The sequence below is a fragment of the Piscinibacter gummiphilus genome (assembly GCF_002116905.1).
Classification (GTDB): domain Bacteria; phylum Pseudomonadota; class Gammaproteobacteria; order Burkholderiales; family Burkholderiaceae_C; genus Rhizobacter; species Rhizobacter gummiphilus.
On record NZ_CP015118.1, the window covers coordinates 5,322,204 to 5,347,328 of the forward strand.

23 protein-coding genes are annotated in these 25,125 nt (G+C 71.1%); 7 read left to right on the forward strand and 16 right to left on the reverse strand.

What is annotated here, in order from left to right:
• Positions 1-34: 34 nt before the first annotated feature.
• Positions 35-1,090 carry a lipid A deacylase LpxR family protein gene (locus A4W93_RS24320; protein ID WP_085753069.1) on the reverse strand — a complete coding sequence of 352 codons (1,056 nt, stop codon included), beginning with the start codon at positions 1,088-1,090 and terminating at the stop codon, positions 35-37.
• Positions 1,091-1,330: 240 nt separating this feature from the next.
• On the opposite strand from A4W93_RS24320, the gene A4W93_RS24325 reads away from it, so the two are divergent.
• Complete coding sequence (locus tag A4W93_RS24325; RefSeq protein ID WP_085753070.1) at positions 1,331-2,269, forward strand: LysR family transcriptional regulator; 939 nt, start codon at positions 1,331-1,333, stop codon at positions 2,267-2,269.
• Here the strand turns inward: A4W93_RS24325 and A4W93_RS24330 are convergent, their stop codons facing one another.
• From A4W93_RS24330 to A4W93_RS24390, 13 genes are all read right to left on the reverse strand, one after another.
• Positions 2,270-2,494, reverse strand: a complete 225-nt coding sequence (locus A4W93_RS24330; protein ID WP_085753071.1) for an acyl-CoA carboxylase biotin carboxyl carrier protein subunit — start codon at positions 2,492-2,494, stop codon at positions 2,270-2,272.
• The gene (locus A4W93_RS24335) at positions 2,487-3,248 is read right to left on the reverse strand and encodes a LamB/YcsF family protein (RefSeq protein WP_085753072.1); all 762 of its coding nucleotides are present in this window, start codon (positions 3,246-3,248) and stop codon (positions 2,487-2,489) included. The genes A4W93_RS24330 and A4W93_RS24335 overlap by 8 nt, the downstream gene beginning before the upstream one ends.
• The gene (locus tag A4W93_RS24340) at positions 3,245-4,249 is read right to left on the reverse strand and encodes a 5-oxoprolinase subunit C family protein (RefSeq protein WP_085753073.1); all 1,005 of its coding nucleotides are present in this window, start codon (positions 4,247-4,249) and stop codon (positions 3,245-3,247) included. Before A4W93_RS24340 ends, A4W93_RS24335 begins: the two co-directional genes overlap by 4 nt.
• Positions 4,246-4,965 (reverse strand): 5-oxoprolinase subunit PxpB, encoded by a 720-nt coding sequence (gene pxpB, locus A4W93_RS24345; RefSeq protein ID WP_085753074.1) that lies wholly within the window; start codon positions 4,963-4,965, stop codon positions 4,246-4,248. Before pxpB ends, A4W93_RS24340 begins: the two co-directional genes overlap by 4 nt.
• The gene (locus A4W93_RS24350) at positions 4,962-6,338 is read right to left on the reverse strand and encodes an acetyl-CoA carboxylase biotin carboxylase subunit (protein WP_085753075.1); all 1,377 of its coding nucleotides are present in this window, start codon (positions 6,336-6,338) and stop codon (positions 4,962-4,964) included. Before A4W93_RS24350 ends, pxpB begins: the two co-directional genes overlap by 4 nt.
• Before the next feature lie 28 nt (positions 6,339-6,366).
• The gene (locus A4W93_RS24355) at positions 6,367-7,665 is read right to left on the reverse strand and encodes a TRAP transporter large permease (protein ID WP_085753076.1); all 1,299 of its coding nucleotides are present in this window, start codon (positions 7,663-7,665) and stop codon (positions 6,367-6,369) included.
• A 46-nt stretch (positions 7,666-7,711) separates the two neighbouring features.
• A complete protein-coding gene (locus tag A4W93_RS24360) occupies positions 7,712-8,218 on the reverse strand; it encodes a TRAP transporter small permease (RefSeq protein WP_085753077.1) in 507 nt (168 codons plus the stop codon).
• A 25-nt stretch (positions 8,219-8,243) separates the two neighbouring features.
• Entirely contained in the window at positions 8,244-9,203 is a 960-nt protein-coding gene (locus tag A4W93_RS24365; RefSeq protein WP_085753078.1) for a TRAP transporter substrate-binding protein, read from the reverse strand.
• A 139-nt stretch (positions 9,204-9,342) separates the two neighbouring features.
• The gene (gene mmsB / locus A4W93_RS24370; RefSeq protein ID WP_085753079.1) at positions 9,343-10,218 is read right to left on the reverse strand and encodes a 3-hydroxyisobutyrate dehydrogenase; all 876 of its coding nucleotides are present in this window, start codon (positions 10,216-10,218) and stop codon (positions 9,343-9,345) included.
• A 15-nt stretch (positions 10,219-10,233) separates the two neighbouring features.
• Entirely contained in the window at positions 10,234-11,349 is a 1,116-nt protein-coding gene (locus tag A4W93_RS24375) for an enoyl-CoA hydratase/isomerase family protein (RefSeq protein WP_085753080.1), read from the reverse strand.
• Positions 11,350-11,360: 11 nt separating this feature from the next.
• On the reverse strand, positions 11,361-12,515 hold the full coding sequence (locus tag A4W93_RS24380) for an acyl-CoA dehydrogenase family protein (RefSeq protein WP_085753081.1): 1,155 nt from the start codon (positions 12,513-12,515) through the stop codon (positions 11,361-11,363).
• Positions 12,516-12,568: 53 nt separating this feature from the next.
• Complete coding sequence (locus tag A4W93_RS24385) at positions 12,569-14,314, reverse strand: beta-1,3-glucanase family protein (protein WP_157131766.1); 1,746 nt, start codon at positions 14,312-14,314, stop codon at positions 12,569-12,571.
• A gap of 67 nt (positions 14,315-14,381) precedes the next feature.
• Positions 14,382-16,058 (reverse strand): carbohydrate-binding protein, encoded by a 1,677-nt coding sequence (locus A4W93_RS24390; RefSeq protein WP_169726585.1) that lies wholly within the window; start codon positions 16,056-16,058, stop codon positions 14,382-14,384.
• A gap of 312 nt (positions 16,059-16,370) precedes the next feature.
• On the opposite strand from A4W93_RS24390, the gene A4W93_RS24395 reads away from it, so the two are divergent.
• Positions 16,371-19,061, forward strand: coding sequence for an ImpA family metalloprotease (locus A4W93_RS24395; protein WP_085753084.1), 2,691 nt, complete (start codon positions 16,371-16,373; stop codon positions 19,059-19,061).
• Positions 19,062-19,149: 88 nt separating this feature from the next.
• The gene (locus tag A4W93_RS24400) at positions 19,150-19,908 is read left to right on the forward strand and encodes a class II aldolase/adducin family protein (protein ID WP_085753085.1); all 759 of its coding nucleotides are present in this window, start codon (positions 19,150-19,152) and stop codon (positions 19,906-19,908) included.
• Here A4W93_RS24400 and A4W93_RS24405 read toward each other — a convergent pair.
• Positions 19,905-20,573: a Crp/Fnr family transcriptional regulator gene (locus A4W93_RS24405; RefSeq protein WP_237357617.1), complete on the reverse strand. Its 669-nt coding sequence runs from the start codon at positions 20,571-20,573 to the stop codon at positions 19,905-19,907. The genes A4W93_RS24400 and A4W93_RS24405 overlap by 4 nt on opposite strands.
• Before the next feature lie 150 nt (positions 20,574-20,723).
• Between A4W93_RS24405 and A4W93_RS24410 the strand changes: the two genes are divergently transcribed.
• The 4 genes from A4W93_RS24410 (at position 20,724) to A4W93_RS24425 (ending at position 23,308) form a co-directional block, all read left to right on the forward strand.
• Positions 20,724-21,305 carry an HD domain-containing protein gene (locus A4W93_RS24410; RefSeq protein ID WP_085753086.1) on the forward strand — a complete coding sequence of 194 codons (582 nt, stop codon included), beginning with the start codon at positions 20,724-20,726 and terminating at the stop codon, positions 21,303-21,305.
• A gap of 70 nt (positions 21,306-21,375) precedes the next feature.
• Positions 21,376-21,873, forward strand: coding sequence for a hypothetical protein (locus A4W93_RS24415; protein WP_085753087.1), 498 nt, complete (start codon positions 21,376-21,378; stop codon positions 21,871-21,873).
• Positions 21,874-21,964: 91 nt separating this feature from the next.
• Positions 21,965-22,507, forward strand: coding sequence for a GFA family protein (locus A4W93_RS24420; protein WP_085753088.1), 543 nt, complete (start codon positions 21,965-21,967; stop codon positions 22,505-22,507).
• A 102-nt stretch (positions 22,508-22,609) separates the two neighbouring features.
• Positions 22,610-23,308, forward strand: a complete 699-nt coding sequence (locus A4W93_RS24425) for a methyl-accepting chemotaxis protein (RefSeq protein WP_085753089.1) — start codon at positions 22,610-22,612, stop codon at positions 23,306-23,308.
• Positions 23,309-23,379: 71 nt separating this feature from the next.
• Here A4W93_RS24425 and A4W93_RS24430 read toward each other — a convergent pair whose 3' ends face one another.
• Complete coding sequence (locus A4W93_RS24430) at positions 23,380-25,047, reverse strand: OFA family MFS transporter (RefSeq protein ID WP_085753090.1); 1,668 nt, start codon at positions 25,045-25,047, stop codon at positions 23,380-23,382.
• Positions 25,048-25,125: the final 78 nt, after the last annotated feature.

Sequence of the window (25,125 nt, forward strand, 5' to 3'; positions counted from 1 at the left end):
GACTGTAGGGGATGCCCGTCCTGAACGCTCCCCCCTAGAACTCGTGCGCGATCGTGAAGCTCCCGAACACGGGCTTGCGCCGCTGGCCATCGAACTCGAGGCTGCGGTGGTACCGCGTCAGCGCGAACTTCCAGTCGTCGTAGCGCACCTGGAAGCCGTAGCTGAGTTCGCCGACCACCGCGCGCCGGTCCACCGAGTGGCTGTCGCGGAAGGTGTTGCCGTCGAGCACGAGGCTGTGCAGCACCCAGCGCACGTCGGCACCCACGAACACGTGGCCCGACCAGCCACGCCCGTGGCCGAACGACGGGCGGCGCGGCGCGGTGTTGTCCCCGGCCGCCCACAGCGGCAGGCTGCCGAAGTCGTCGGGGAGGCCGCGGCCGTAGCGCCACTGCAGGCCCGTGACGAGGTTCGTCGTGATGGTGCCGAGGCTGCCGCCCCAGTGCACGAGCGCGTCCATGTTCGGGCTCGGGCCATCCCACCGCTGCGTCCACTCCCGCTGCAACTGGAAGACGGGCTCGTCGTGCAGCTGGTTCGACCAGCCCTCGAAGTCGGTCGAGCCGGTGACCTTGTGCACGGCCTCCTGGACCTCCTGCCCCCGGGCCGACGGGCCCACCCAGCCGAGGCGGATCAGCCGGCTGTCGAGGCGGTTGCCGGTGCGGCCGTGGTAGCCGAAGGTGCCGGCGAGCAGCGCCGCATAGGGCCGATCGTCCACGATCAGGTCGCTGCGCGTGCCGTCGGTGGGGGTGTAGATCGCCTGCGCGAACGCGAAGGTCATGTTGCGCTGCTCCGCGTGGTGCGGCTGCAGCCACGTGAAGGCGTGGTTCACCCAGCGGGCCGCGGACGGCAGGCACGGGTCCTCGGTGTAGTCGGTGACGTTGGGCGACGCGAACGTGAAGACGATGCCGTTCGTGTAGCCCTCGTCCTGCCCGCCGAGCAGGTCGTTGTCGACCCGCACCGCGACACTCGGTGGCTGGCCCTCGCGGACCGGGCATCCGTCGTCCGAGGCGGCGGCCCGGCCGCCCCACGCGAAGGCGGTGCAGGCCAGCAGGAGGGGGAACGTGCGGCGGGTCGGCGCGGGGATGGGCGGCATGTGGGCGTGGGCAGGAGGACCGGTGGATCCGCCCCTCCCGATCACCTGTGCCGCTCACGACCGGCGGGGCCCTTCCGGACCTCCATGCTCGGCGACGCGGACGCGGCCCCGTGTCAGCGAACGCCGCATCCGGTTGCCGGACGAACGCGTGGCCCGGTAGTTGCAAACCCCGATCGCACCGGGGGCGCATGCCGCTACCCTCGAACCCACGACGCCCCGACCTGCCGAAAGCCTTTTTCCGTGAACACCCGCTTCCTCGAAACCCTCGTCGTGCTCGCCCGCGTTCGCAGCTTCCGCGAAACGGCCCAGGTGCTCAACGCCACCCAGGCCGCCATCTCGCAGCGCATCGCCTCCCTCGAGGACGAGCTCGGCGCCGAACTGGTCGACCGCACGTCCCGCCGGCTGATGCTCACGCCCGCGGGCGAACAGGTCGCCCGCCAGGCGCAGCGCATCCTGCAGCTCGAACGCGAGCTGGTGATGTCCACGAAACCCGAGGCCCCGCCGGCCGGCCGGGTGCGCATCGGCACCATCGAATCCGTGGTCCACACCTGGCTGTCGCCGCTGATCCGCATGCTGGCCGAGCGGTACCCGCAGGTGAACCCCGACATCACGGTCGACACGGCCCGCAACCTCCAGGACCAGTTCCGCCTGCGCAAGCTCGACCTGATGATCCAGAACGACCCGTACGCCGAATCGGTGGGCAACACCGACTACCGCGTGACCCCGCTGTGCGAGTTCCCGGTGCAGTGGGTGGCCCGGCCCGACCTGGTGCCGAAGGGGGGCACCATCACCATCGACGACCTCGAACGGGTGCCGGTGCTCACGTTCTCGAAGACATCGAGCCCGCAGGCGCACGTGCGCGCGCTGTTCGTCGACCGCGACACCGAGCCGCGCGTGTGCAGCTTCCCGTCGGTGGAATCGATCATCCAGCTCGTGGGGGACGGGTACGGCATCGCCGCGATCCCGCCCGTGTTCGTGCGCGAGCGGCTGCAGCGCGGCGAGCTGCAGGTGTGCGAGGGGCCCGCGCTGCCGCCGCTGGTCATCACGGTGCTGAGCGAACGCGGCGCCAACAGCGCGGTGCGCGCCACCCAGGCGCTGACCACCGAGGTGGTGAACGGGTTCTGCGAGCGCGTGGGCGAGGCCTGGGCCCGCCGCCTCGATCCAGACCTGCCCGCCTGATCAGCCGGCCAGCACCACCAGCACCTGGTCTTCCTCCACCATGTCGCCCTCGGCGGCCTGGATCGCCTGCACCGTGCCGGCACACGGCGCGGCGAGCGGGATCTCCATCTTCATCGACTCCACCACGAGCAGGGTGTCGCCCTCGGCCACCGCCTGGCCCACGGCCACCTCGACCTTCCACACCCGGCCACCCACCTCGGCCCGCACCTCGTGAAGATCAGCCATGGCGCGGGGCCTCCAGCACGACACCGTCGGACTGCAGCGCCGCCCGCAGCGAACGCGCGAAGTCCAGCGCGCCCGGCTGGTCGCCGTGGATGCACAGGGTCTCCGCACGCAGCGGCACGTCGCGGCCGCTGACCGCCCGCACCGACCCCGACAGCATCTGCCGCACCTGCGCGAGCGACCGCGACACGTCCTCGATCATGGCGCCGGGCTGGCCGCGCGAGGTCAGCGAACCGTCGTCCTGGTAGCTGCGGTCCGCGAACACCTCGGAGGCCGTCCGCAGGCCCAGGGCCTCGGCCGCCGCGATCATCTGGCTGCCGGCCAGGCCGAAGAGGATCAGCGTGGGGTCGACGTCGTGCACCGCGCGGGCGATGGCGTCGGCGAGCGCGCGGTCCTTCGCCGCCATGTTGTAGAGCGCCCCGTGCGCCTTGACGTGGTTGAGCCGGCCGCCCGCGGCCCGCGCGAAGCCGGACAGCGCGCCCACCTGGTACACCACCATCGCGTGGGCGTCGTTCGGCGAGACCTGCATGTTGCGGCGGCCGAAGCCCTGCAGGTCGGGGAAGCTCGGGTGCGCCCCCACCTGCACGCCCCGCGCGAACGCGGCGCCGACCACGCGCCGCATCGTGGGGGGATCGCCCGCGTGGAAACCGCAGGCGATGTTGGCGGAGGTCACGTGGTCCAGCAGCGCGAGGTCGTCGCCCATCGTGTAGGCGCCGAACCCTTCGCCCATGTCGCAGTTGATGTCGAGGGTGGTCATGGCGTGGCTCCATCGAAGGCTCGTTGCGCGCGCCTCAGCGCGGCGAGCCGGGTTTCTCGTTCGAGGTACAGGTCCTGCGCGTGTTCCAGCGTGACCGGCTCGAACCGCAGCGACTGCGACGGGGCGAGCTGGGAGAGCAGCGGCAGGTCGACGCTCGCCACATGGGCGATCTTCGGGTAGCCGCCCGCACTCTGGCGTTCGGCCATCAGCACGATGGGCTGCCCGTCGGGCGGCACCTGCACGGTGCCGAACGTGACCCCTTCCGAGATCAGTTCGCCGGGCGCCTGGCGCGCGAGGGCCGGGCCTTCCAGCCGGTAGCCCATGCGGTCGGACTGCGGACTCACCCGGTAGGTGGCCTGCGGGAACAGCGATTGGGCCTCCGCGGTGAACCCGTCCCAGTGTTCGCCGGGCACGACCCGCACGACGGTCACCGCACCGGGGTCGGCCGACGGCACCTGGCGGCCGGCCTCCAGCCCCGGCACCGGCACCACCGCGAACGCGCGGTCGGCCACGCCGTCCGGCGGCGCGGTGCCCGTGTCGCCGGTGTCGAGCACGTCGCCCTTGCGCAGCGCACGTCCCTCGAACCCGCCGAACCCGCCCCGCACGAACGTGCTGCGGCTGCCCATCACCGGGGCCACGTCGAAGCCGCCGCGCACGGCGATGCAGGTGCGCAGGCCGTCGACGCGCTTGCCGAAGTCGAGCTGGGTGCCCGCGGCGACCCACACCCGCTGGTGCAGCGGCACGGGCTCCGTGCCGATGCGGGGCGACAGGTCGCCCCCGCAGATGGCGATCCACGTGGCGGCCTCGAAACGCAGGCTCGGCCCCATCAGCACGATCTCGAGCGTGGCCTCGTCGCCGCCGTTGCCGGCCAGCAGGTTCGCCACCTGGTGCGACCAGGTGTCGATGGCCCCGCCCACCGGCACGCCGAAGCGCTGGTGGCCCCAGCGGCCGAGGTCCTGCAACTGGGTCTGGGCGCCGGGCTTGAGCACGTCGATCTTCATGGCGAAACCTCCGCCTGGCGCGCCACCAGGTCCTGGTACGCGGCCTCGTCGATCGGGACGAACCGGATCGCATCGCCCGGCCCCAGCAGGCACGGGACCGCCGCGGCGGGATCGAACAGGCGCAACGGCGTGCGGCCGATGAGGTTCCATCCGCCGGGCGTGTTCAGTGGGTAGATGCACGTCTGGTCGCGCGCGATCGCCACCGACCCGGGCGGGATGTGGGTGCGCGGGGTGGTGCGGCGCGGCATCGAGAGCGTGGCGTCGAGGCCGCCGATGAACGGGAACCCCGGCGCGAAGCCCAGCATGTGGACGCGGTGCGGCGACCGGACGTGGCGGTCGATCACCTCCGTGGCGCTCAAGCCGCAACGCATGGCCACGTCGTCGAGGTCGGGGCCGGCTTCGCCGCCGTACCAGACCGGCACCTCGAACACCCGCGTGTCGGCCGCGCGCGTGCCGAGGTCCCGGGCCAGGCGGTCCAGCACCGCGGCGCGCATGCGGGCGTGGGGTGAACCGTCGCCGGGCGGTGCGAGCTCGGGCCGGTAGTGCACCGTCACGGTCGTGAACGCAGGCACCACGTCGCGCTGGCCGGCCAGCGGCTGGTCGAGCAGGTGCTGGGCGAAGGCGTGCACGCGGTCGCTGGTGTCGGCGTCGACGCGGTCGCCGAAGCCGACCAGCAGCGCGCAGTCGCCCACGGGCTCGATGCGCCAGGCCGTCATGCCGGTGCTCCCGCGGGGGTGACCAGCGCGGCCCGGGTGCGCTCGACCCAGCCGGTGTCCACGTCGCCGGCGACGAAGTCGGGGTGGGCCACCACGGCCTCGAGGAAGGTGACGTTGTTGCGCACGCCTTCGATGTGGCTGTCGGCCAGGGCCTCGCGCAGTCGGGCCAGCGCGGCCGGGCGGTCCAGGCCCCACACGATGAGCTTGGCGATCATCGGGTCGTAGTACGGCGTGATGGTGTCGCCCTCGCGGACACCGGTGTCGATGCGCACGTGCGGCCGGCCGTCCGGCAGGCTGAACCGCTCGAGCCGGCCGGGCGACGGCAGGAAGTTCTTCGCCGGGTTCTCGGCGTACAGCCGGCACTCGATGGCCGCACCGGACGTGGTGATGGCCTCCTGCGCCACCGGGGTGAACGTGCCGGCCGCCAGCCGGATCTGGGCCTGCACCAGGTCCCATCCGGTCACGCCTTCGGTCACCGGGTGCTCGACCTGGATGCGCGTGTTCATCTCGAGGAAGAAGAACGTCATCGCGTCGGCGTCCACGATGAACTCCACCGTGCCCGGGCCGCGGTAGCGCTGGTGCGCCGCGAGCGCGACGGCCGCCTCGCACATGCGCGCGCGCATGGCGTCGGGCAGGCCCGGCGCCGGGCTTTCCTCGATGATCTTCTGGAACCGCCGCTGCACCGAGCACTCGCGCTCGAACAGGTGCACCGCGGTGCCGTCACCATGGCCGAACACCTGGATCTCGATGTGGCGGGCACGGGCCACGAGGCGTTCGAGGTACACCGTGCCGTCCTTGAACGCCTTCGCGGCCATCTGCTGCGTGGCGGCCACCGATGCGCGCAGCTGCTCCGGCGTGTCGACCCGGCGCATGCCGATGCCGCCGCCACCGCCGGTGGCCTTCACGAGCAGCGGGTAGCCGACCGCCGCGGCGGCCTCCTCCAGGCCATCGAGCGCGTCGAGGGCGAAGCGCCGGCTGCCCGGCAGCACCGGCACCCCGGCCGCTTCGGCGATGGCGCGGGCGCGCTGCTTGTCGCCCATGTCCTCGATGCTGTCGGGGCGAGGGCCGATCCACGTGATGCCGGCGGCTTCGGCGGCACGCGCGAAGCCCGTGTTCTCGGACAGGAATCCGTAACCCGGGTGCACGCCATCGGCGCCGTGCTTCAGCGCGGCGGCGAGGATGCGTTCGCCGTCGAGGTAGCTCTGCGCCGACGGCGCCGGTCCGACGGGTTCGGCCGCGTCGGCCAGTTGCACGTGCAGCGCGTTGACGTCCGCCTCGGAGTACACCGCGACGGTGGCGATGCCGAGCGCCCGGCAAGCGCGGATGACGCGGCAGGCGATCTCGCCGCGGTTGGCGATCAGGATGCGTTTCATGGTGGAACGGTAGAAGCGGAGGCCACCCTCAGCGCATGGCGCCGGGCAGCCCCATCACGATCTGGGGGAATGCGGTGATGAGCACGACGGCCACCACCAGCAGGAGGAAGAACGGGAGCGCCATGCGCGCCAGCCTGAAGAGCTGCATCCCGGTGATGCCCTGGATCACGAACAGGTTGAAGCCCACCGGCGGCGTGATCTGGGCCATCTCGACCACGAGGATCAGGTAGATGCCGAACCACAGCGGGTCGATGCCGGCGGCCTGCACCGCGGGCAGCAGCACCGCGGTGGTCAGCACGACGATGGAGATGCCGTCGAGGAAGCAGCCGAGCAGCACGAAGAACACGGTCAGCACGGCGAGCAGCCCGTAGGCGGACAAGCCGAGCGACGAGATCCACTGGGCCACGTTGGCCGGCAGGCCGGTGAAGCTCATCGCGCTCGTGAGGTACGCCGCGCCCATCAGGATGAAGGTGATCATGCAGGACGTGCGCGCCGCCCCCATCAGGCTGTCCGTGAACGACTTGCGGGTGAGCGAGCCGCCCAGGCCCGCGATGACCAGCGAGCCGATCACCCCGATGGCCGCGGCCTCGGTGGCCGTCGCGATGCCGGCGTAGATGGAGCCGATGACCCCGGCGATCAGGATGCCCACGGGCGCGAGCAGGCGCAGCCGCTTGAACCGCTCGCCCCAGGGCACGTGTTCGTCGTCCTTCGGCACGCGGTCGGGGTGGCGCAGCGACCACAGCGCGATGTAGCCGGAGAACAGCACCATCAGCATGAGGCCCGGCAGGATGCCGGCGGTGAAGAGCTTGACGATCGACACCTGCGCGGCCACCCCGTAGACAATCATCACGATCGACGGCGGGATCAGCAGGCCCAGCGTGCCGGCGCCGGCCAGCGACCCGATGCTGATCGCGTCGTCGTAGCCGCGCGACTTCAGCTCGGGCAGCGAGATGCGGCCGATGGTGGCGGCCGTGGCCGCCGACGAGCCGCTCACCGCCGCGAAGATGCCGCAGCCGAGCACGTTGACGTGCACGAGGCGTCCCGGCAGGCCGCGCACCCACGGGCCGAGGCCCGAGAACATGTCCTCGGCGAGCCGCGTGCGGTACAGGATCTCGCCCATCCAGATGAAGAGCGGCAGCGCGGTCAGCGCCCAGCTCGCGGTGGCGCCCCACGCGGTGGTGGCGAACAGCACGCCGGGGGGCGCGGAGGTGAAGAGCATCAGCCCGGCCAGGCCACAGCCGAGCAGGGCCAGGGCCACCCACACGCCGAGGCCCAGCATCAGGAACAGCACCGCCATCAGCACGGCGGCTTGGGTGAGGTCGCTCACGGAAGTCCTTTCGGGAACAGGTCGGGGGGCGCGGTGCGCCCGCGCGTCATTCGGTGCGGGCGACTTCCGCCGAAGCGTCGGCCGGCGGGCGCCCCGTGGCCACGCGCCACAGGCGGTCGGCGAGCATCACCGCCAGCAGCGCCATGCCCACGGCCATCGACAGCTGCGGGATCCAGAGCGGCACGCGCAACATGCCCTGGGCCACCTCGCCGTACTGCCACGACTCGAAGACGAAGGTGACGGTGTGCCAAGCGGCCCACCCGGCGAGCCCGCAGCCGATGGCCGTGGCCAGCACCTCGAACCCGCGCTCCCAGCCCTTCGGCAGGAACTGCAGCATCAGCGTGACGCGGATGTGGTCGCCGTGGCGCATGGCGTAGGGCAAGGCCAGGAAGGCCGAGGCGGCCATCGCCCACGCGGCGAAGTCGTCCGCCGCGGGGATCTGCTGGCCGAACAGCCGCGCGACGATCTGCGCGGTGATGACGAGGCCGATGGCCGCGAGCGAGGCGGCCGCCGCGGCCCCGGAGGCTGCGGCGATGCGGTCGAGCCAGTTCATGGCGGAGTCCGTGGTGCGGGCGGGCTCAGCGGCGGTAGGCGTCGAGCACCTTGGCGCCGTCGGCACCGGCCTTCTTGATCCACTCGTCGGCCATGGTCGCGCCGATCTTGTTCAGGTCGGCGGCGACGGGCGCGGGCACCGGGTTCACCGAGATGCCACGGCTGGCCAGGGTCTGCGTGAGCTTGGCGGTGAGTTCGCGCGCCTGCTGCCAGCCGCGGGCCTCGGCCTTCTTGCCGGCGTCGAGCACGGCCTGGCGCTGTTCGGGCGGCAGCGCGGCGAGCGAGCGCTTGTTGGCGATGACGATGCTCTGCGGGATGAAGGCCTTCGCGTCGTAGTAGTGCTTGACGTAGTCCCAGGCCTGCGTGTCCACGCCGGTCGCGGGCGAGGTGATCATCATGTCGATCACACCCGTCGAGAAGGCCTGCGGCACCTCGGCGGTCTGGATGGTGGTGGGCACGGCGCCCATCAGCGTGACCATGCGGCTGGTGGAGGCGCTGTACGCCCGGAACCGCGCGCCCTTGAAGTCGGCGAGCGTGGTGACCGGCGCCTTCGTGTAGATGCCCTGAGGCGGCCACGGCGAGCCGTACACCAGCACCACGCCCTGCTTGTCGAGGCGCTGCGCGATCTGCTCGCGGGCGGCCTTCCAGAGTTTCTCGGAGGCGTCGAACGACGACGCGAGGAACGGCACGCTGTCGACCTCGAACATCGCGTCCTCGTTGCCGAGCGCGGACATCAGCACCTCGCCGATGGGCACGATGCCCTGCTGCACGCCGCGTTTCACCTCGGGCCGCTTGAGCAGCACGCTGTTCGACTGCACCTTGAATTCGAGCTGGCCGTTGGTGGCGGCCTTCACGTCCTCGGCGAACTGGCGGACGTTCTGGGTGAGGTAGTTCGCGTCCGGCTGTTCGGCGGACATGTTCCAGCTGGCGGCGTGGGCGGCCAGGGCACAAAGCGTGGCGGCGGTGGCAACGATCAGGCGTTTCATCACGGGTGTCCTCGTCGGGTCTGGGAAATGCGGTCCGCCGGGAGGCCGGCGCGCGTCGTGGAACCAATGTCGGCGATGCCGTCCGGAGCGTCCATCGAGAAATGTTGATGGCGTCCGGATAGTTTTTCTGATGGAGCGCTCAGGCGGGGCGCTGCAGCGCCTTCAGGATGCTGGAGAAGTCGAGCGCACCGTGTCCGGCGAGGCTGTGCGCCGCGTAGAGGCTGCGCGCGAGAGACCCTAGGGGCGTGGCCGCTCCGGCCTGAACGGCGTTGTCCATCGCGAGGCCCAGGTCCTTGAGCATGAGGTCGCCGCCGAAGCCCCCGGAATAACCCTTGGATGCCGGGACGTTGGGCATCACGCCGGGGAACGGGTTGTACTTCTCGAGCGCCCAGTTGCCGCCCGAGCTGCGCCGCATGATCTCGGACAGCACCGCGGGGTCGAGCCCGTTCGCCACGCCCAGCGCCAGCGCCTCCGACGTGCCGATCATCAGGATGCCGAGGAGCATGTTGTTGCACATCTTCGCGGCCTGCCCCGCACCGGCGCCCCCTGCATGGAAGATGTTGGCGCCCATCTTCTCGAGCACGGGCCGTGCGCGTTCGAGGTGGGCCGCGTCGCCGCCCACCATGAAGGTGAGCGTGCCGGCCGCCGCGCCCGCGGTGCCGCCGGACACCGGGGCGTCGAGCACGGCGAGCCCGCGTGCGGCGCCCGCCTCGGCCAGCTTGCGCGAGGTGGCCGAGGCGATGGTGCTGCTGTCGATCACGAGCGTGCCCGCGGCGATGCGGTCGAGCAGGCCCTCGCCGAAGTACAGCGCCTCCACGTGGCGGCTCGCCGGCAGCATGCTGATCACCACCTCCGCGCCGGCCACCGCATCGGCGGCCGAGGCGGCGAGCGGCACCCCCGCGGCCCGCGCGGCGTCGGCCGACAGGTCGAAGCCGGCGACCTCGTGCCCGGCTTTCTGGAGGTTCGACGCCATCGGGGCGCCCATGTGACCCAGTCCGATGAACGCGATCCGCATGGCGGCTCCTTCCTGCTAGAGCGCGGCGAGGCGCGGCGGCATCTCGCCGCGCAGCCGCAGGTGGTCGTCGATGAGCGCGGGCCAGACGTCCGCGAGCGTGGGCGGGTCCCAGCGCGGCTGGCGGTCCTTGTCGATCAGCAGCGCGCGGATGCCCTCGGGGAAATCGGCGTGTGCGCAGCAGCCGAGCGCGGCGCGGTACTCGAGGCGCAGCACGTCGGCGAGCGGCAGGCCGTTCGCACGCTGCCACAGCGCGAAGCTGAGCGCGGCCGAGGTGGGCGAGCCCTTCGCGAACGACGTGCCGGCGGCCTGCAGCCACGGGTCGTCGCTCTGCAGCGAACGCAGGCGTTCGGCGATGGGGCCGAGGTCGTCGCCGGCCATCAGCGTGTCGATGGCCGCGGCGTGTCGCATCACCAACGACGGCGGGCGCAGCGCCCCCTCGCCCGCCGCGCGCAGCACGGCCGTGAGCGTGGCGCGGTCGGCCGGCGCTTCGCCCGTCCAGGGGGCAGAGGCCAGCGCCGACCACACGGCGGCCTTGCGGTCGTGGGGCACCAGCACGTCGGCCATGCCGCAGTGCAACGCGTCGGCCGCGTTCAGCGGCGCGGCGGTCAGCGCGAGGAACAGGCCGGTGCGCCCCGGCATGCGGGGCAGGAACCAGCTGCCGCCCACGTCGGGGAACAGGCCGATGCCGATCTCGGGCATCGCCAGGCGCGTGGCTTCGGTGACGACACGGTGCGACGCGCCCACCATCAGGCCCACGCCGCCCCCCATCACGATGCCGTGGCCCCACACGAGGAACGGCTTCGGGAAGGTGTGGATCAGGTGGTCGAGTTCGTACTCCTCGCTGAAGAAGGCTTCGGCGACGGGGTTGCGGGCACCGCCGTGCTCGCGCATCGAGAGGTAGAGCTGGCGCAGGTCGCCGCCCGCGCAGAAGGCCTTGTGGCCGGCCGCGTCGAGGACCACGCCCACCACGGTGGGGTCGGCGGCCCAGGCGCGCAGCTGCGGCGTGAGCAGCCGCACCATGTCGGCCGACAGCGCGTTCAGCGCGGCCGGGGTGTTGAGCGTGGCGACGCCGAAGCGCAGGCCGTTGGCGGCCTGGACGTGGTCGAACAGGACGACGGGGGTATCGGTCATGGGATGGACTGTCAGCGGAGGTCGGCGCCACCGTCGAGGAGCTTGCGCGCGATGATGACGCGCATGATCTCGTTGGTGCCTTCGAGGATCTGGTGGACGCGCGTGTCGCGCACGAGGCGTTCGAGCGGGAACTCGCCGAGGTAGCCGTAGCCGCCGTGCAGTTGCAGCGCGTCGTTGCACACGTTGAAGCCGGCATCGGTGGCGAAACGCTTGGCCATCGCGCAGTAGGCGGACGCGTCGGGCGAGCCGGCGTCGAGCCGGCTGGCCGCGAGCCGCACCATCTGGCGCGCGGCGACGAGGTCGGTGGCCATGTCGGCGAGGCGGAACTGCAGCGCCTGGAAGGCCGCGAGCGGCTGGCCGAACTGGCGGCGGTCCTGCAGGTGGCGGCGGGCCGCGTCGAACGCGCCCTGGGCCGCACCCACCGAACACGTGGCGATGTTGATGCGGCCGCCGTCGAGGCCCTTCATCGCGATGCGGAAGCCCTCGCCTTCCTCGCCGAGCAGGTGGTCGGCGGGGATGCGCACGCCGTCGAACGACACGGTGCGCGTGGGCTGGCTGTGCCAGCCCATCTTGTGTTCGTTCTTGCCGTAGCCCACCCCCGGCGCATCGGCCGGCACGACGAAGGCCGACACCCCACCCGGCCCGGGGCCGCCGGTGCGGGCCATCACGATCAGCACGTCGGTGGCACCCGCGCCGGAGATGAACGCCTTGCCGCCGTTCAGCACCCAGCCGTCGGCGGCCCGCTCGGCGCGGGTCTTGAGCGACCCGGCGTCGGAGCCGGCATCGGGTTCGGTCAGGCAGTAGGACCCGAGCAACTCGCCGCGGGTCATGGCCTCGCCCCACTTCTCGCGGACGGCCGGCGAGCCCCAGGTGCCGAGCATCCAGGTGGCCATGTTGTGGATGGTGAGGAAGGCCGTGGTGGACGGGTCGGCCGCGGCCAGTTCCTCGAACACGAGCGTGGCGTCGAGCCGCGGCAGCGCGAGGCCGCCGATGCGCTCGGGCGCGTACAGGCCGCAGAAGCCGAGGGCGGCGGCCTTCGCGAGGGCTTCCCTCGGGAAGATCGACTCGCGGTCCCACGTGGCGGCGTGGGGCGCGAGTTCGTTCGCGGCGAACTCGCGGGCGGTGTGCGCGAACGCGCGCTGCTCTTCGGAGAGGTCGAAGTCCATGCGGGGCATCCTAGCCCCGCACGGCACGCCCGACAATGCTCCCGAACCTCAGGTCACCAACCCACGGTGATGATCAGCCCCTTCGGGTCCGGGTGTTCCAGCAGGCTGCTCTTGCTCCGCACGTCGTCGTAGCAGAAGCCGTAGGCCAGCCCGTCGATGCTGTGCGTGTGCCAGAAGGCGGCGAAGTGGTTCGCCGGGCTCGTCAGGTAGTAGCTGGCGCTGTCGCTCCAGCGGGAGGGGTCCACCGTGACCAGCAGGTGCCGGTTGAACGCCGCGGTGATCTGCGCCTGCACCACCTTCTCCACCGCGCTGCCCGCCGCCAGGTTGCCCGAGCCTTCGAGGATGGCCTGGGTGGTGGGCTTGCCGCGGATGTAGATGTCCGCGGGCCCGCCGTCCTTCGAGAACACGAAGTCGTTGCCGACGACGCGGCCGCGGAACGTGCCCGCCTCGGCGGTGAACACGAGGTCGTTCGCGGCGTAGTGGCGCCACACCTGGTCCACGTAGGCGTCGAAGTAGCTGCCCTGCGGCCGGCCGTGGTTGAAGTTCCCCTTCGCGGGCGCCACGATGCGGTACGGGCGCTGCACCAGCGGGCGGAACTCGGCGGGCACCTGCGCTTCGAAGTCCGCGAAGATCTGCGCGCGGGTGGCCGTCTCGCCGAGCGTGCGGTCGTAGCCGTCGCGGCCCAGCAGGCGCGTGCGCAGCGGGAAGCCGAACTGGTCCACGCGGGTGGTGTTGCCGTGGTAGCCGTAGCGGTCGATCGTGAACTCGACCCACTCGAAGTTCACGTCCTGGTTCGGGTCGGTGGGGTTGCCGAGGTCCGGGCCCGCGAAGCCGAGCGAGCCGTCGCCCGCGCGGTTCACCTTGATGTACATCGGCGAGCCGACGCTGATGAACATGCGGCCCGAGTCGATGCGGGGCAGCGAGACCCAGTCCACGTCGCTCAGCTTGTGGAAGTAGTTCGTGTAGTTCTGGCCGTTCTTCACGAGCCGGTTGGCCGCGTCGTTGTCGCCGAGGGCGGCCGGCAACAGGCGGCCGGTGCGGTCCACGTACGACAGCGCACGCGTGTCGGGGTTGTAGCCGATGACCGCGAAGTACACCTGGTCGTTGCGGTACGCGCCGGAGGTGCCGTTGACGAGCTTGAAGGTCATCACGCCACTGCCGGTGGGCAGGTCGACACCGCCCGTGGCCGCGCCGATGCGGAACGACGACGCCGTGTCGTTGAAGTTCGCAGCCACGAGGCTTGGCGTGTCCGCGGTGAGGTCGAGCACGCGGCCGCCTTCGTTCGCATGTTCGAACAGGCGCACCTGACGGCCGGCCTGCACCTTCACCGACGAGATGCGGTCGTTCCAGGCCGCGCCCACGAAGGCCTGCGAACTGTCGGCGCAGAACGAGGCGCCCTGGTAGTTCACGTGTTCGTAGAAACACGCCGCGCCGGTGGTGGCGGGCGGCGGCGTGGTGGTTCCGCCGCCGACGGTGAACGTGAACCGCGCGGAATCGGTGGCGGCCGTGCCGATCGCGTACGTGAACCAGTAGCCGAGGCGCGTGCCGGTGGCCACCGGCACCTTCTGCTCGTACCGTGCGGCGCTGGCCTGGTAGACCATCCGCACGTTCTGCATCGCCCCGCCGTCGACGTCGTAGTGGGCGTCGACCCAGGCCGCGGAGGCGGCCGGCTTGAACCAGATCGTGGCGAGCGAACCCGACACGTCCACTCCGTGGGTGAAGTCGGCCGCGAGGGCCGACACCATCGAACACCACATCACCAGCAGGCCCGCGGCCCAGGTGCGCATCCTGTCGTACATGCTTCTGCTCCCTGTGATTCGTGTGCGACGGGCGGCCGCGCGCAGGGCGCGGCCGCCCGTGCCCGGCTTACTTCCAGTCCGCGGCCTGCAGCAGCGGGTCGGACGGCAGGTTGAACTGCGAGGCGACCTTGCGGCCGATGGTGCCCGGCGAGGCGAGCGGCGCGCTGCCGCAATTGCCGGTGGTCGGTTTGATGATGGCCCACAGCATCGCGCCGTCGCGCGCATTGCGCTTCGTGCTCGTGTTCGCCAGCACGGCCCCGGTGTAGCGCTGGACCGAGTACGGCGCGTTGATCGTCGCGCCGTACTGGGTCTGCAGCAGGCGCGAGCCCTCGCACTGCGCGTCGGCATCGTTGACCACGAGGTTCGCGCCGGCCCAGCCTTCGGGCGCGCTCTCGAGGCCGATCGACACGATGGTGCGCGCCGGGAACAGGTTGCGGTAGTCGTTGTACGCGACCACGCCGTCGTAGTGCTCGTAGCGCGCGTCGTAGCTCATCACGTTGACCATGTCGAGCATGTTGGCCACCGCCGGGTACTTGAGCACCACCGCGCGCTCGCGGCCGGCGTTGCCGCCCCAGTACGACAGGCGGCCGGCGCACGAGGCGTCGGTGGAGGTCTGCGCCGTGCAGTCCGCCCCCGTGGACCAGCCCGCGAGGGTCAGCACGCGGCCGCCGCCCGCCTGGTCCACCGCGGCGCGCAGCGCCTTGATGCCGTTGGCGTAGCGGTCGACGTCGCCGTCCACCTCGTAGTCGACGTCGAGGCCGTCGATGCCCATCTCGCCGATGAAGCGCGCGAGCGCGCTCGTGATCGTGCCGCTGCCACGCTGGCCTTCGGCCGCGAGCGGGCCCCAGTTGCCGTAGGTCGCGCCGCCCACGGCCAGGATCACCTTGATGTTGCGCTGGTGCAGCACGTCGATCGCGGCCTTGATGTCCTTCGGCGTGGCGTTGAAGTTGATGCCGGTGCCGGAGAACGTGTTCGCCGAGAGGCCCGCCCACGAGAAGTTCGGGTCGGCGAAGGCCACCATCACGTGCGTGTAGGTGCCGGGGATGCGCGCGAACTTGCTCGCGCGGTACACCTCGTTCGAGCTCTTGCCGGTGGCGTCGAACCAGTTGTCGCTCCACGTGGGGTAGTAGCCCACGTAGACGCGGCCGGTCTGCACGGCCTTGACGGCGTCGGCGATCGTCAGCGGGTCCGACGGGGACGGTGCGGGGCTCGGCGTGGGGGACGGCGACGGCGAGGGAGACGGCGTGGGCGACGGGGCCGGCGAAGGCGAACCGCTGCACGAACTCGTGGCCGTCCACGGCTTGCCCGAGCCGGCGGGGCCGCTGTTCGACGCGGGGTTGTCCCCCTGCGTCCACCAGTTGGCCTTGTAGATCACGCCACCCGAGGTGACGGTGGCGCCGCCGGTGTAGGCCGTCGCGGCGGACCAGGCCGGCGCGCAGGCCGAGGGCGACGGGGCCGGGCTCGGGGACGGCGAAGGCGTGGGGGTGGGCGACGGAGACGGCGCCGGCGTGGGCGACCCCGCGGCCACGCGCCACAGCGTCGGCGTGGCGGCCGGGTTCCAGTTGGTGCCGGCCCACGCGGTGTGGGTCACGAGCGCCACGTAGTCGACGCCCGCGTAGGTGACGGTCGTGCCGGTGTTGTAGGTGACGCCCTCGCGCCAGGCGGTGGCCGCCTGCACCTGGGTCCACAGGCTGGCGACGGCCAGGGCGACGGCGGCGGCACGCACGGTTCCGATCTTGTTCATGGTTCCTCTCCTCGTGTTGGGTGGCGGATGCGGCGGCGATTCTGGGCAGGGGTCCTCCATGCGCCTGCAACAAGCCGCAACCGGCACGGGTTCTGTCGGCGAGGCACCGCCACCCGTGGGGATCGGCACGGGAAGGCCCCGGGCGGCATGCCGTTTCAGTTGCGACCGGTTGCGATTCATCGGGCGAAAAAAGAAACCGGTTCCAACGGAGCCGGGGTGACCATTCCTGTCACGTCGCGGAGCGGCTTGAAACGCTCGAGTAACCGCCCCGCCCTAGAGTCCGCCACCTCCAAGGACCCCGAGACCCCACCCATGTCCATGCGCCATCGCCTCGCCGCCCTGACCTCCGTCGTCCTGCTCGTGTCCTGCGGTGGAGGGGGCAGCGGTGGTGGTGGCAGCGGCTCCACGGTCGACCCGGTCGACACGGCATTGACCACCGGGGATCCGTCGCCCCTGGCGCCGGCGCAGTCCGCCACGCTGCTGCAGCGCGCGACGGCGCTCGCGACCACGATCGACACCCGCCAGCGCGCGCTGCTCACGAGCCTCTATGGCAACGGCGTCGACCAGAGCCTCGACGTCACCACGAACAGCATCTCGATCGACCCGATGAACGCGGCGCAGGCCACGGCGTTCATCCGCGCGGACAACGGCGCGGGCATCGCCGCGGTCTCCGAACGGGGCAGGGGCCGGGCCCTCGCCTACGGCGCGAACGTGCTCGACTGGATGGGCGGCACCACCCGCCAGCCGCAGCACGCGGCGATGTTCAAGCGCGCGTTCGCGTGGACCGTCACCGGCGACGCGAACGCCGCGTTGCCCGCCACGCTGCGCTTCGCGGTGGCCGGTTACAGCGCGGCGTCGGTGAAGGCGTTCGTCACGAAGGCTGGTGCCACGCCGCAGGAGGTCACCTGCACGATCGCCACCGACAACACCTGCACGAAGGACCTCGACCTGCTCGTGTTCGGCTCGGGCGTGGCCGCCGACGAAGGCCTGAAGGCGCGGGTCGCCGCGTACCTCGACGCCGGCAAGGCGGTGATCTACGTGCACCCGAGCTGGGTCAACTCGGACGGCGGCCGCCAGGTGCTGGCCGGCATGGGCATGCGCATGGGCGGCTACCCCGGCAACTACTTCGCGCCCGCAGCGGGCGTGTCGGTGGCGGCCGGCCGCACCGCGGCGCAGTCGATCGCGCGGGGCGCACTGCTGGGCCCGCTGGTCGACACGCTCGGGCTGCTGGGCCGGGACACCCCGGCCGTCGACCTCGCCACGAACACCGCGCCCACCGACGCGGTGACCGCCGTGCACAACGACCTCGCCGCGTTCCACGCGAACGGCACGAACCTGTTCCAGGAACCCGGCGCCGAGCTGTACCGCCTGCTCGTGCTGTGGGCCGACCTCGTGCGCCCGGGCCTGACCTACGGCAAGCTCGACATGGCCGCCGCGCCGGGCCCGTTCCTGCGCACGTATGCGTCCGACTCGTGGGTCTCGTTCAACCGCGCCACCACCACGACCGCCACCGCGGGCCAGGGCGACTTCATGCCCGCGGCCGCGCAGCAGCTGCCGGTGTCGGCCGGCTGGGAGGAGATCGACGTGACCCTCGCGCAGGCGAGCGGCGTCACGCTGATCGGCCGCGCCGCGGTGCCCGGCAAGGGTGTGCAGGTGCAGGTGGTGGACGCCGCGGGCGCCACGTCGCTCGGCGTGCAGACGGGCCACATCCGAACCTGGGGCAACCCACTCACGGACGCCGGCTACCCGCGGCCGCGCCGCCCGCAGTCGTTCAACGTGCCGCTCACGGCCGCCACCACCGACTTCGCCTCGCCGTTCGGCGGCCCGCTGATGCTGTCGTACGGCGGAGCGACGGCCGGCACCACGGTCAAGCTGCGCGTGCGCGGCGCCGCGAAGTACGCCCACTTCGATTTCACGCGGACCATGAGCGCCACCGAACTCGCCGACGCCGTGGCCGCGCTGAAACGCGGCGACTTCGGCTGGCAGACGAACAAGCTCGTGGGCGGCGAGATCCAGCAGATCACGAAGTACGCCCAGGCCGCCATCGGCACGCTGGACCCGAAGGTGTACGTGGTGGACCGCCTGAAGGGCATCCTCTTCGACACGAACCACATCGCCAACGGCTACCGCAACATGCCGATGACCACGGCGGTGTCGAGCCTGTGCACCACCTTCGGCTGGGACTGCGACGGCACCGTGCACAACGCCCCGGGCGTGCAGCACTTCGTGGGCTGGATCGCGGCGTGCGGCTTCCTCTGCTCGGGCAACCCGTCGGACGGCTACGCGGGCCTCGACATCGGCTGGGGCTGGGCGCACGAGCTGGGCCACAACACCGTGCAGCGCGTGATGCACATCGTGCCCGACGGCAAGGGCTGCGACGTCGAGTGCGACAACAACATCCTGGCCGGCACGCAGATGCTGCGCAAGTACGCGCTGCTGGGCGAGGACACCAACGGCTCGAACTTCAACCATCCGCTGCTGTACGCCACCGTGGCGGCCAACCGCGGCGCCGGCCTCGCGGGCGAGGCGCAGCGGGCCGACATGCAGCAGCGCCTGTGGACCGATGGCTCCGACAACGCGAAGCAGGCCGTGCACTACCAGCTCGCCTTCCTCTACACCAAGTACCGCCGCGGCCTCGCCCAGCCCACGATGGAAAGCGCGATCGACTTCATGACGCTGCTGACGAAGGCCGACCGCCTCGTGGCGAAGCAGTTCGACACGGCGACCGCGTCGCGCTACGGCATGGGCCGCTACACGACGAACACGATCACGAACCCCGACCTGCTGTACGTGCTGTCGTCGAAGATCACGGGCCGCGACCTGCGCGACGTCTTCACGATGTACGGCCTCGCGCTGTCGGCCACAGCGCTCGGCTCGGTCGCCGACCTCGGCCTGCCGCTCGCGCCGCTCGACTTCTACGCGCTGCCGCCGGCCAAGTCGAACCAGCTCGCGACGGGCCGCTGGGTGAGCCTGCAGGGCCAGACGCCCGCGTATCCCTTCTGATCGGGGCAAACCCCGGGATTGCAAGAAATCTTCCGTTCGCGGGACACCGCCGTTCCTACGCTGGCGGTTCCCTCGACGGAGATTCCCCATGCACATCCCCTCGCTCAAGAACAAGGTCAGCGCCGACGAATGGCAGCTGCGCTGCGACCTCGCCGCCTGCTACCGCCTCGTCGCGCTGCACGGCTGGACCGACCTCGTGTTCACGCACATCAGCGCGCGCGTGCCCGGCGGTGACCACCGCTTCCTGATCAACCCGTACGGCCTGCTGTTCGAGGAGATCACCGCGTCGTCGCTGATCCTCGTGGACCAGGCCGGCAACTCGCTGACGGACACGGCCTTCCCGGTGAACCGCGCCGGCTTCGTGATCCACAGCGCGATCCACGCTGCGCGCGAGGACGCGGGCTGCGTGCTGCACACCCACACGCGCGCGGGCGTGGCCGTGAGTGCGCTGGAGGACGGCGTGCTGCCCATCTCGCAGCAGTCGACCTTCGTGCTGAGTTCGCTCGCGTACCACGACTACGAGGGCGTCGCGCTGCACGACGCCGAGAAACCGCGCCTGCAGGCCGACCTCGGCACGGCGAACTTCCTGATGCTGCGCAACCACGGCCTGCTGACGGTGGGGCGCACGATTCCCGATGCGTTCCTGTCGATGTACCTGTTCGAGACGACCTGCCAGATCCAGGTGACGGCGCAGGCGGCCGGCAAGGTCCGCCACGTCGCGCACGACATCCTCGCGGGCGCCGCCGAATCGGCACGGGTGCAGACGGCCGGTGGCGGCGCGGGCGGGCTGATCTGGCCGCCGCTGCTGCGCAAGCTCGACCGGATCGACGGCAGCTACGCGAGCTAAGGGGCCTCGAGCGCCTTCAGCCGCTCGAACGACTCGATGCGGATGCGCCCGTAGCCGAGCGTGATCGCGCCCGCAGCCACCATCGCCTTCAGCTCGAGCGCGAGGGTCTGCCGCGTGATGCCCAGCATCATCGCGAGCGCGTCCTGGGTGATCTCGATCTCGTGCAGGTCGGGACCCCGCTCGGCGAACCCACCCGCCAGCCGCTGCAGGCGGCGCGCGACCTGGGCGCGCGTGGAGCGCAACGTGGCGTCCTCCAGCATGCCGAACACCGCGCGGGCGTGCAGCGATGCGAGCAACGCGATGGCGCGGGCGAAGTCGGCGTCGTGCATCAACGTGTCGAAGGTCTCGGGGGGCACGAGCAGCAGTTCGCAAGGCTCCGCCGCGGTGGCGTCGTGCACGCGCGGGAAGCGGTCCACCATCGAGCCCTCGCCGAACCAGTTGCCCGGGCGCAGCACGGCGAGGATCGCCTCGCGGCCGTCCTCCCGCAGCGTCGAGATCTTCACGCTGCCGTGCACGAGGCCCAGGAACCCGGAGGGCACGTCGCCCTGGCGGAACAGGAAGGCCCCGGCCGGGAACCTCACCGGCGTGCCGGCGGCGCGCAGCATCCGCTGGACCGCCGGCGCGAGCGACCCGAACCAGGGATCGGCCACCAGGGGATCGCTCACATCGTTCCTTCCAAACGGCCTCGACGAGGCCGAAGCGTATCCCACGGGCCCGGGTTGGGGGATACCCCGGGATTGCAAGATTTCTTGCGTTTGGCCCCCAGCCGCCTCCCTACGCTCGCGGCAACACGACCTGAAGTCCGGAGACCGACCATGACCGCCCGCGCCACCTTCACCCGATTCCACGACAGCACCCAGGAAGACTGGCAGCTGATCGGCGCCGAGTTCGCGGCGTACTCGAAGGCGCTGCCCGACCGCGTGATGGCGCACCTGCGCCTGCTGGAGGGCGACTACGGCGGCTTCCCCATCGACCGCGCCGCCCACTCGCGCCAGACCGCCACGCGCGCGCTGCGCGACGGCCGCGACGAGGAGTACGTGGTGTGCGCGCTGCTGCACGACATCGGCGACACGCTGGGCTCGTTCAACCACCCCGACATCGCCGCGGCCATCCTGAAGCCGTTCGTGAGCGAGGCCAACCACTGGATGGTGCAGCAGCACGGCATCTTCCAGGGCCACTACTTCTTCCACCACATCGGCCTCGACCGCAACCTGCGCGACCAGTTCGCCGGGCACGAGCACTACGAGCGCACCGCCGAGTTCTGCGAGCTGTACGACAGCCCGGCCTTCGACCCGAACGCCGAGACGCTGCCGCTGGTGGAGTTCGAGCCGATGGTGCGGCGGGTGATGGCGCGGCCGGTGCGCAGCGTGTACGCGAAGGAACGGCCGGCGGCTTGAGCGGGAAACACTTGGGGTTTGCCGAAAGTACTGTATAAAATGCCAGTCATCACCATCACCCCATCCCGCCATGTCCCACGCCGACGTCCTCGACGACCTGCCCGTCCTCCACGAAGCCACCCTCTGGGCCGATGACGGCTGGACCGCCCGCATCATCAAGAACGAGGAAGACGACGGCTGGGCCGTCTCGATGACCCAGGACGGCCAGGCCGAGGCCGCGCTGGTGGGCCCGTGGACCATGGGCCGCGACAAGAAGAACCCGAAGCCGCTCGACGCTCCCGCCTTCCACACGCTGGTGAAGACGGCCAACGAGGTGCTGCGCCGCCACGAACAGCAGCTGCACGCCCGGCTGCACAAGCAGGTCGACGTCGAACTCGAAGGCCTCGCCCGCATCCGCGTCTCGCTCGACATCGTCCCCGACGACGACGACCCCACCGCCGTGCTGTCCGCCCACGACCGCGACGGCAACGAACTGGCCCGCGTGCCGGTGTCGCCCGGCTTCCGCCTCAACCGCTCGTCGGCCGAGGCCTGGATCGAGGCCGGCTACCGGCGGCCCAGCCGCGACTGACGAGTCGTCTGCGAGACACCCACCGCGCGCATTCCCCGGGGCACGGCGGTTGCCCCAGGCCCTACCATCCCGCCACCTTCAGGATGCGTCCATGGCCACACCTTCTTCCACCCGCCTCGGCGGCTGCCGCTGCGGCTCCGTCCGTTTTGCACTGACCGGCGAACCCAAGCTCGTCGGCCTGTGCCATTGCAAGACCTGCCGCAAGGAAACCGGCAGCGTCGCCATGGCCTACGCCGTGTGGGACACCGCCCGCTTCACCACCGGCGGTGAAACCCGCACGTGGGAAGGCCGCGACTTCTGCCCGCGCTGCGGCACGCGGCTGTACGCGCTGCGCGCCGACGAACACGAGGTCGAGGTCAAGCTCGGCGCCCTCGACGTCGCCCCCACCAACCTCACGCCCACCGAAGAGCTCTGGGTCAAGCGGCGCGAGCCGTGGATGGCCCCGGTGCCCGGTGCGAAGCAGTACGAAGAAGATCCGGTCGAGGTGGACCCGAAGGCCCACCCGGTCGCGGCGCCTCGTCGCAAGGCGGCATCCCCCCGGGGCAACGAAGGTGCGCCGGTGGGCACCGGCACGCCGGCCACCGCGCGCAAGCTGCCTCGCTCGTCCGGGCAGGCCGGAGCCAAGAAGGGGTAGGCCCCACGGCTTCGCTGGTACGAAGCCTGCTCTGTCCGTGCACCGCGGTCACCCGCCCCATCCGTGGGCGGGGCCGCGTGAACCACCACACGGAAGACAACCATGCTGCACCTTGGACAAGCGCAGGCCCCCACCCGGACGCGTCCCGCGCCCGCCTCCTCCGCCACCGCCCCACGGCCGTCGGGCCAGCTCTACGGCACGCTGATCAACCTGTCGGGCCGGCGGCGCTTCACGTCGCAGCGGGTCGTGCTGTACGCGGTGCTCGCGCAGCAGGGGCACGACGGGGCGATGGCGCTGTCGCGCGGGGCCCTGGCCACGTTCCTCGAAGCGCACGACACGCTGGTGAAAGGCAACGGCACCGTGCCGGGCCTGTTCTGCGATGAGCTCAAGGACGTGTACTTCGGTGCGCCGGGTGGCGAGAAGACCATCCGTGCCTTCATCGACCTCGCCCGGCGGACGCAGGACAGCGTGGACGCCCACGCTCCGGGCGCACCGGCGCTGCTCGACGAACTGGTCGCCAGCGCCACGCCGCTGCTGGCCGTGCTGAACCAGATCACGCTGGTGTACGAGAACCTCGCCACCACGCAGGCCTCGTCGTCGCGCCAGCAGCTGAGCGGCGTGCTGACCGACATCGAGTCCATCGCCAAGCACGCCCGCATCGTCGCGTTCAACGCGCAGGTGGCCGCGGCGCGCGCGGGGGGCGCGGGCCGCGAGTTCGCGGTGGTGGCGGGCGAGCTGTCGGCCATCACGTCGAAGATCGACGAGCTGGTGCACCAGGCGATGAAGGCCTCGGCCGCCTGATCCGGCACGACGCCCAACGAAAAAGGCCTCGCATCGCTGCGAGGCCTTTTCGTTGGTGCGGGGTCAGCCGATCAGCTGAACACCTTCACGGCGCTGAGCAGCGTGCGGTACACGCCCCAGGCCAGCGGGATGCCCACGGCGGCCCAGGCCAGCCACACGACGGCGACCGGGGTGGTGCCACCGGCGCCCGGGCCCGTGCCCACGTCGGCGGCGACGCTGCGGTCGTGCGCGAGGCGCTTCTCTTCGGCCAGCTCTTCGTCGGTCATGAAGTGCTTGTCGGCCACCGGGCGGACGAGCAGGTTGCAGATCAGACCGATGACCAGCATGCCCACGAGGATGTACATGGTCTGGTTGTAGACCTGTTCACGCGGGATGCCGAGGCCCAGCTGGTACTCGCGCATGTAGTTCACGACGATGGGGCCGAGGATGCCGGCCGTGGCCCACGCGGTCAGCAGGCGGCCGTGGATGGCGCCCACCATCTGCGTGCCGAACAGGTCGGCGAGGTAGGCCGGCACCGTGGCGAAACCGCCGCCGTACATGCTCAGGATGATGCAGAAGGCACCCACGAACAGGAACTTGCTGCCCATGCCGGCGCTCGACGGGATGCTGGCGTACAGGATGCCGCCCAGCACGAAGAACACCACGTAGGTCATCTTGCGGCCCAGGCGGTCCGACAGGCTGGCCCAGAAGAAGCGGCCGCCGATGTTGAACAGGCTCAGCAGTGCCGTGAAGCCGGCGGCGACGCCGGCGATGGCGGTCAGCTGGGTCTTGTCGAGTTCACCGAACTTCTGCGAGATGCCGATCAGCTGGCCGCCGAACACTTCCTGCAGCATCGGGCTGGCCATGCCGATCACGCCGATGCCGGCGCTGACGTTCATGCACAGCACGGTCCACACGAGCCAGAACTGGGGGATGCCCCAGACCTTCTTCACGTGCACGTGGCGGCGCGTGATCATCTGGTTGTCGGTCTGCGCGGCGGGCGGGGTCCAGCCTTCGGGCTTCCAGCCGCTCGGCGGGACACGGTAGCCGAATGCGCCGGCCATCATGAAGACGAAGTAGACGGCGGCCATCACCAGCAGCGTGGCGGCGACACCGGTGTCGGTGGGCGTGGCGAAGATCTTCATCAGTTCGGCCGCGAGCGGCGAACCGATCATCGCGCCGCCGCCGAAGCCCATGATGGCCATGCCGGTCGCCATGCCGCGGCGGTCCGGGAACCACTTGATCAGGGTCGACACGGGTGAGATGTACCCGAGCCCGAGGCCCACGCCGCCGATCACGCCGGCGCCGAGCCACATGAGCCACATCTGGTGCATCGACACGCCGATGGCGGCCAGCACGAGGCCGCCGCACCAGCAGATCGCCGAGACGACACCGGCCTTGCGCGGACCCGCGCGTTCGAGCCAGCCACCCCACAGCGCGGCCGACAGGCCGAGCAGCACGAAGAACAGGGTGTACATCCACCCCATCGTGGAGATCTTCCAGTCGCAGTCCGTGACGAACAGCTCGGCGAAGATGCTGATGTCCTTGGCGCAGGCGGTGGCGGCGTTGATGCCGACCGCCTTCGACAGCGGCAGCCAGAACACCGAGAAGCCGTAGGCCATGCCGATGCAGAGGTGGATCGCGAGTGCCGCGGGCGGCACGACCCAGCGGTTGAACCCAGGGCCCGCGATGGTGCGTTCCTTGGCCAGTATTCCGAGAGCTCCCGAGGGGGTGTCTCCGGTCCCGATGACAGCCGACATGCTGTTTCCTTAGAGGTGAATTGAAGAGGCGTGGCCGCTCGAATGGCGGCTCGGATCGATCGTGCAGCGCCGCGGGAG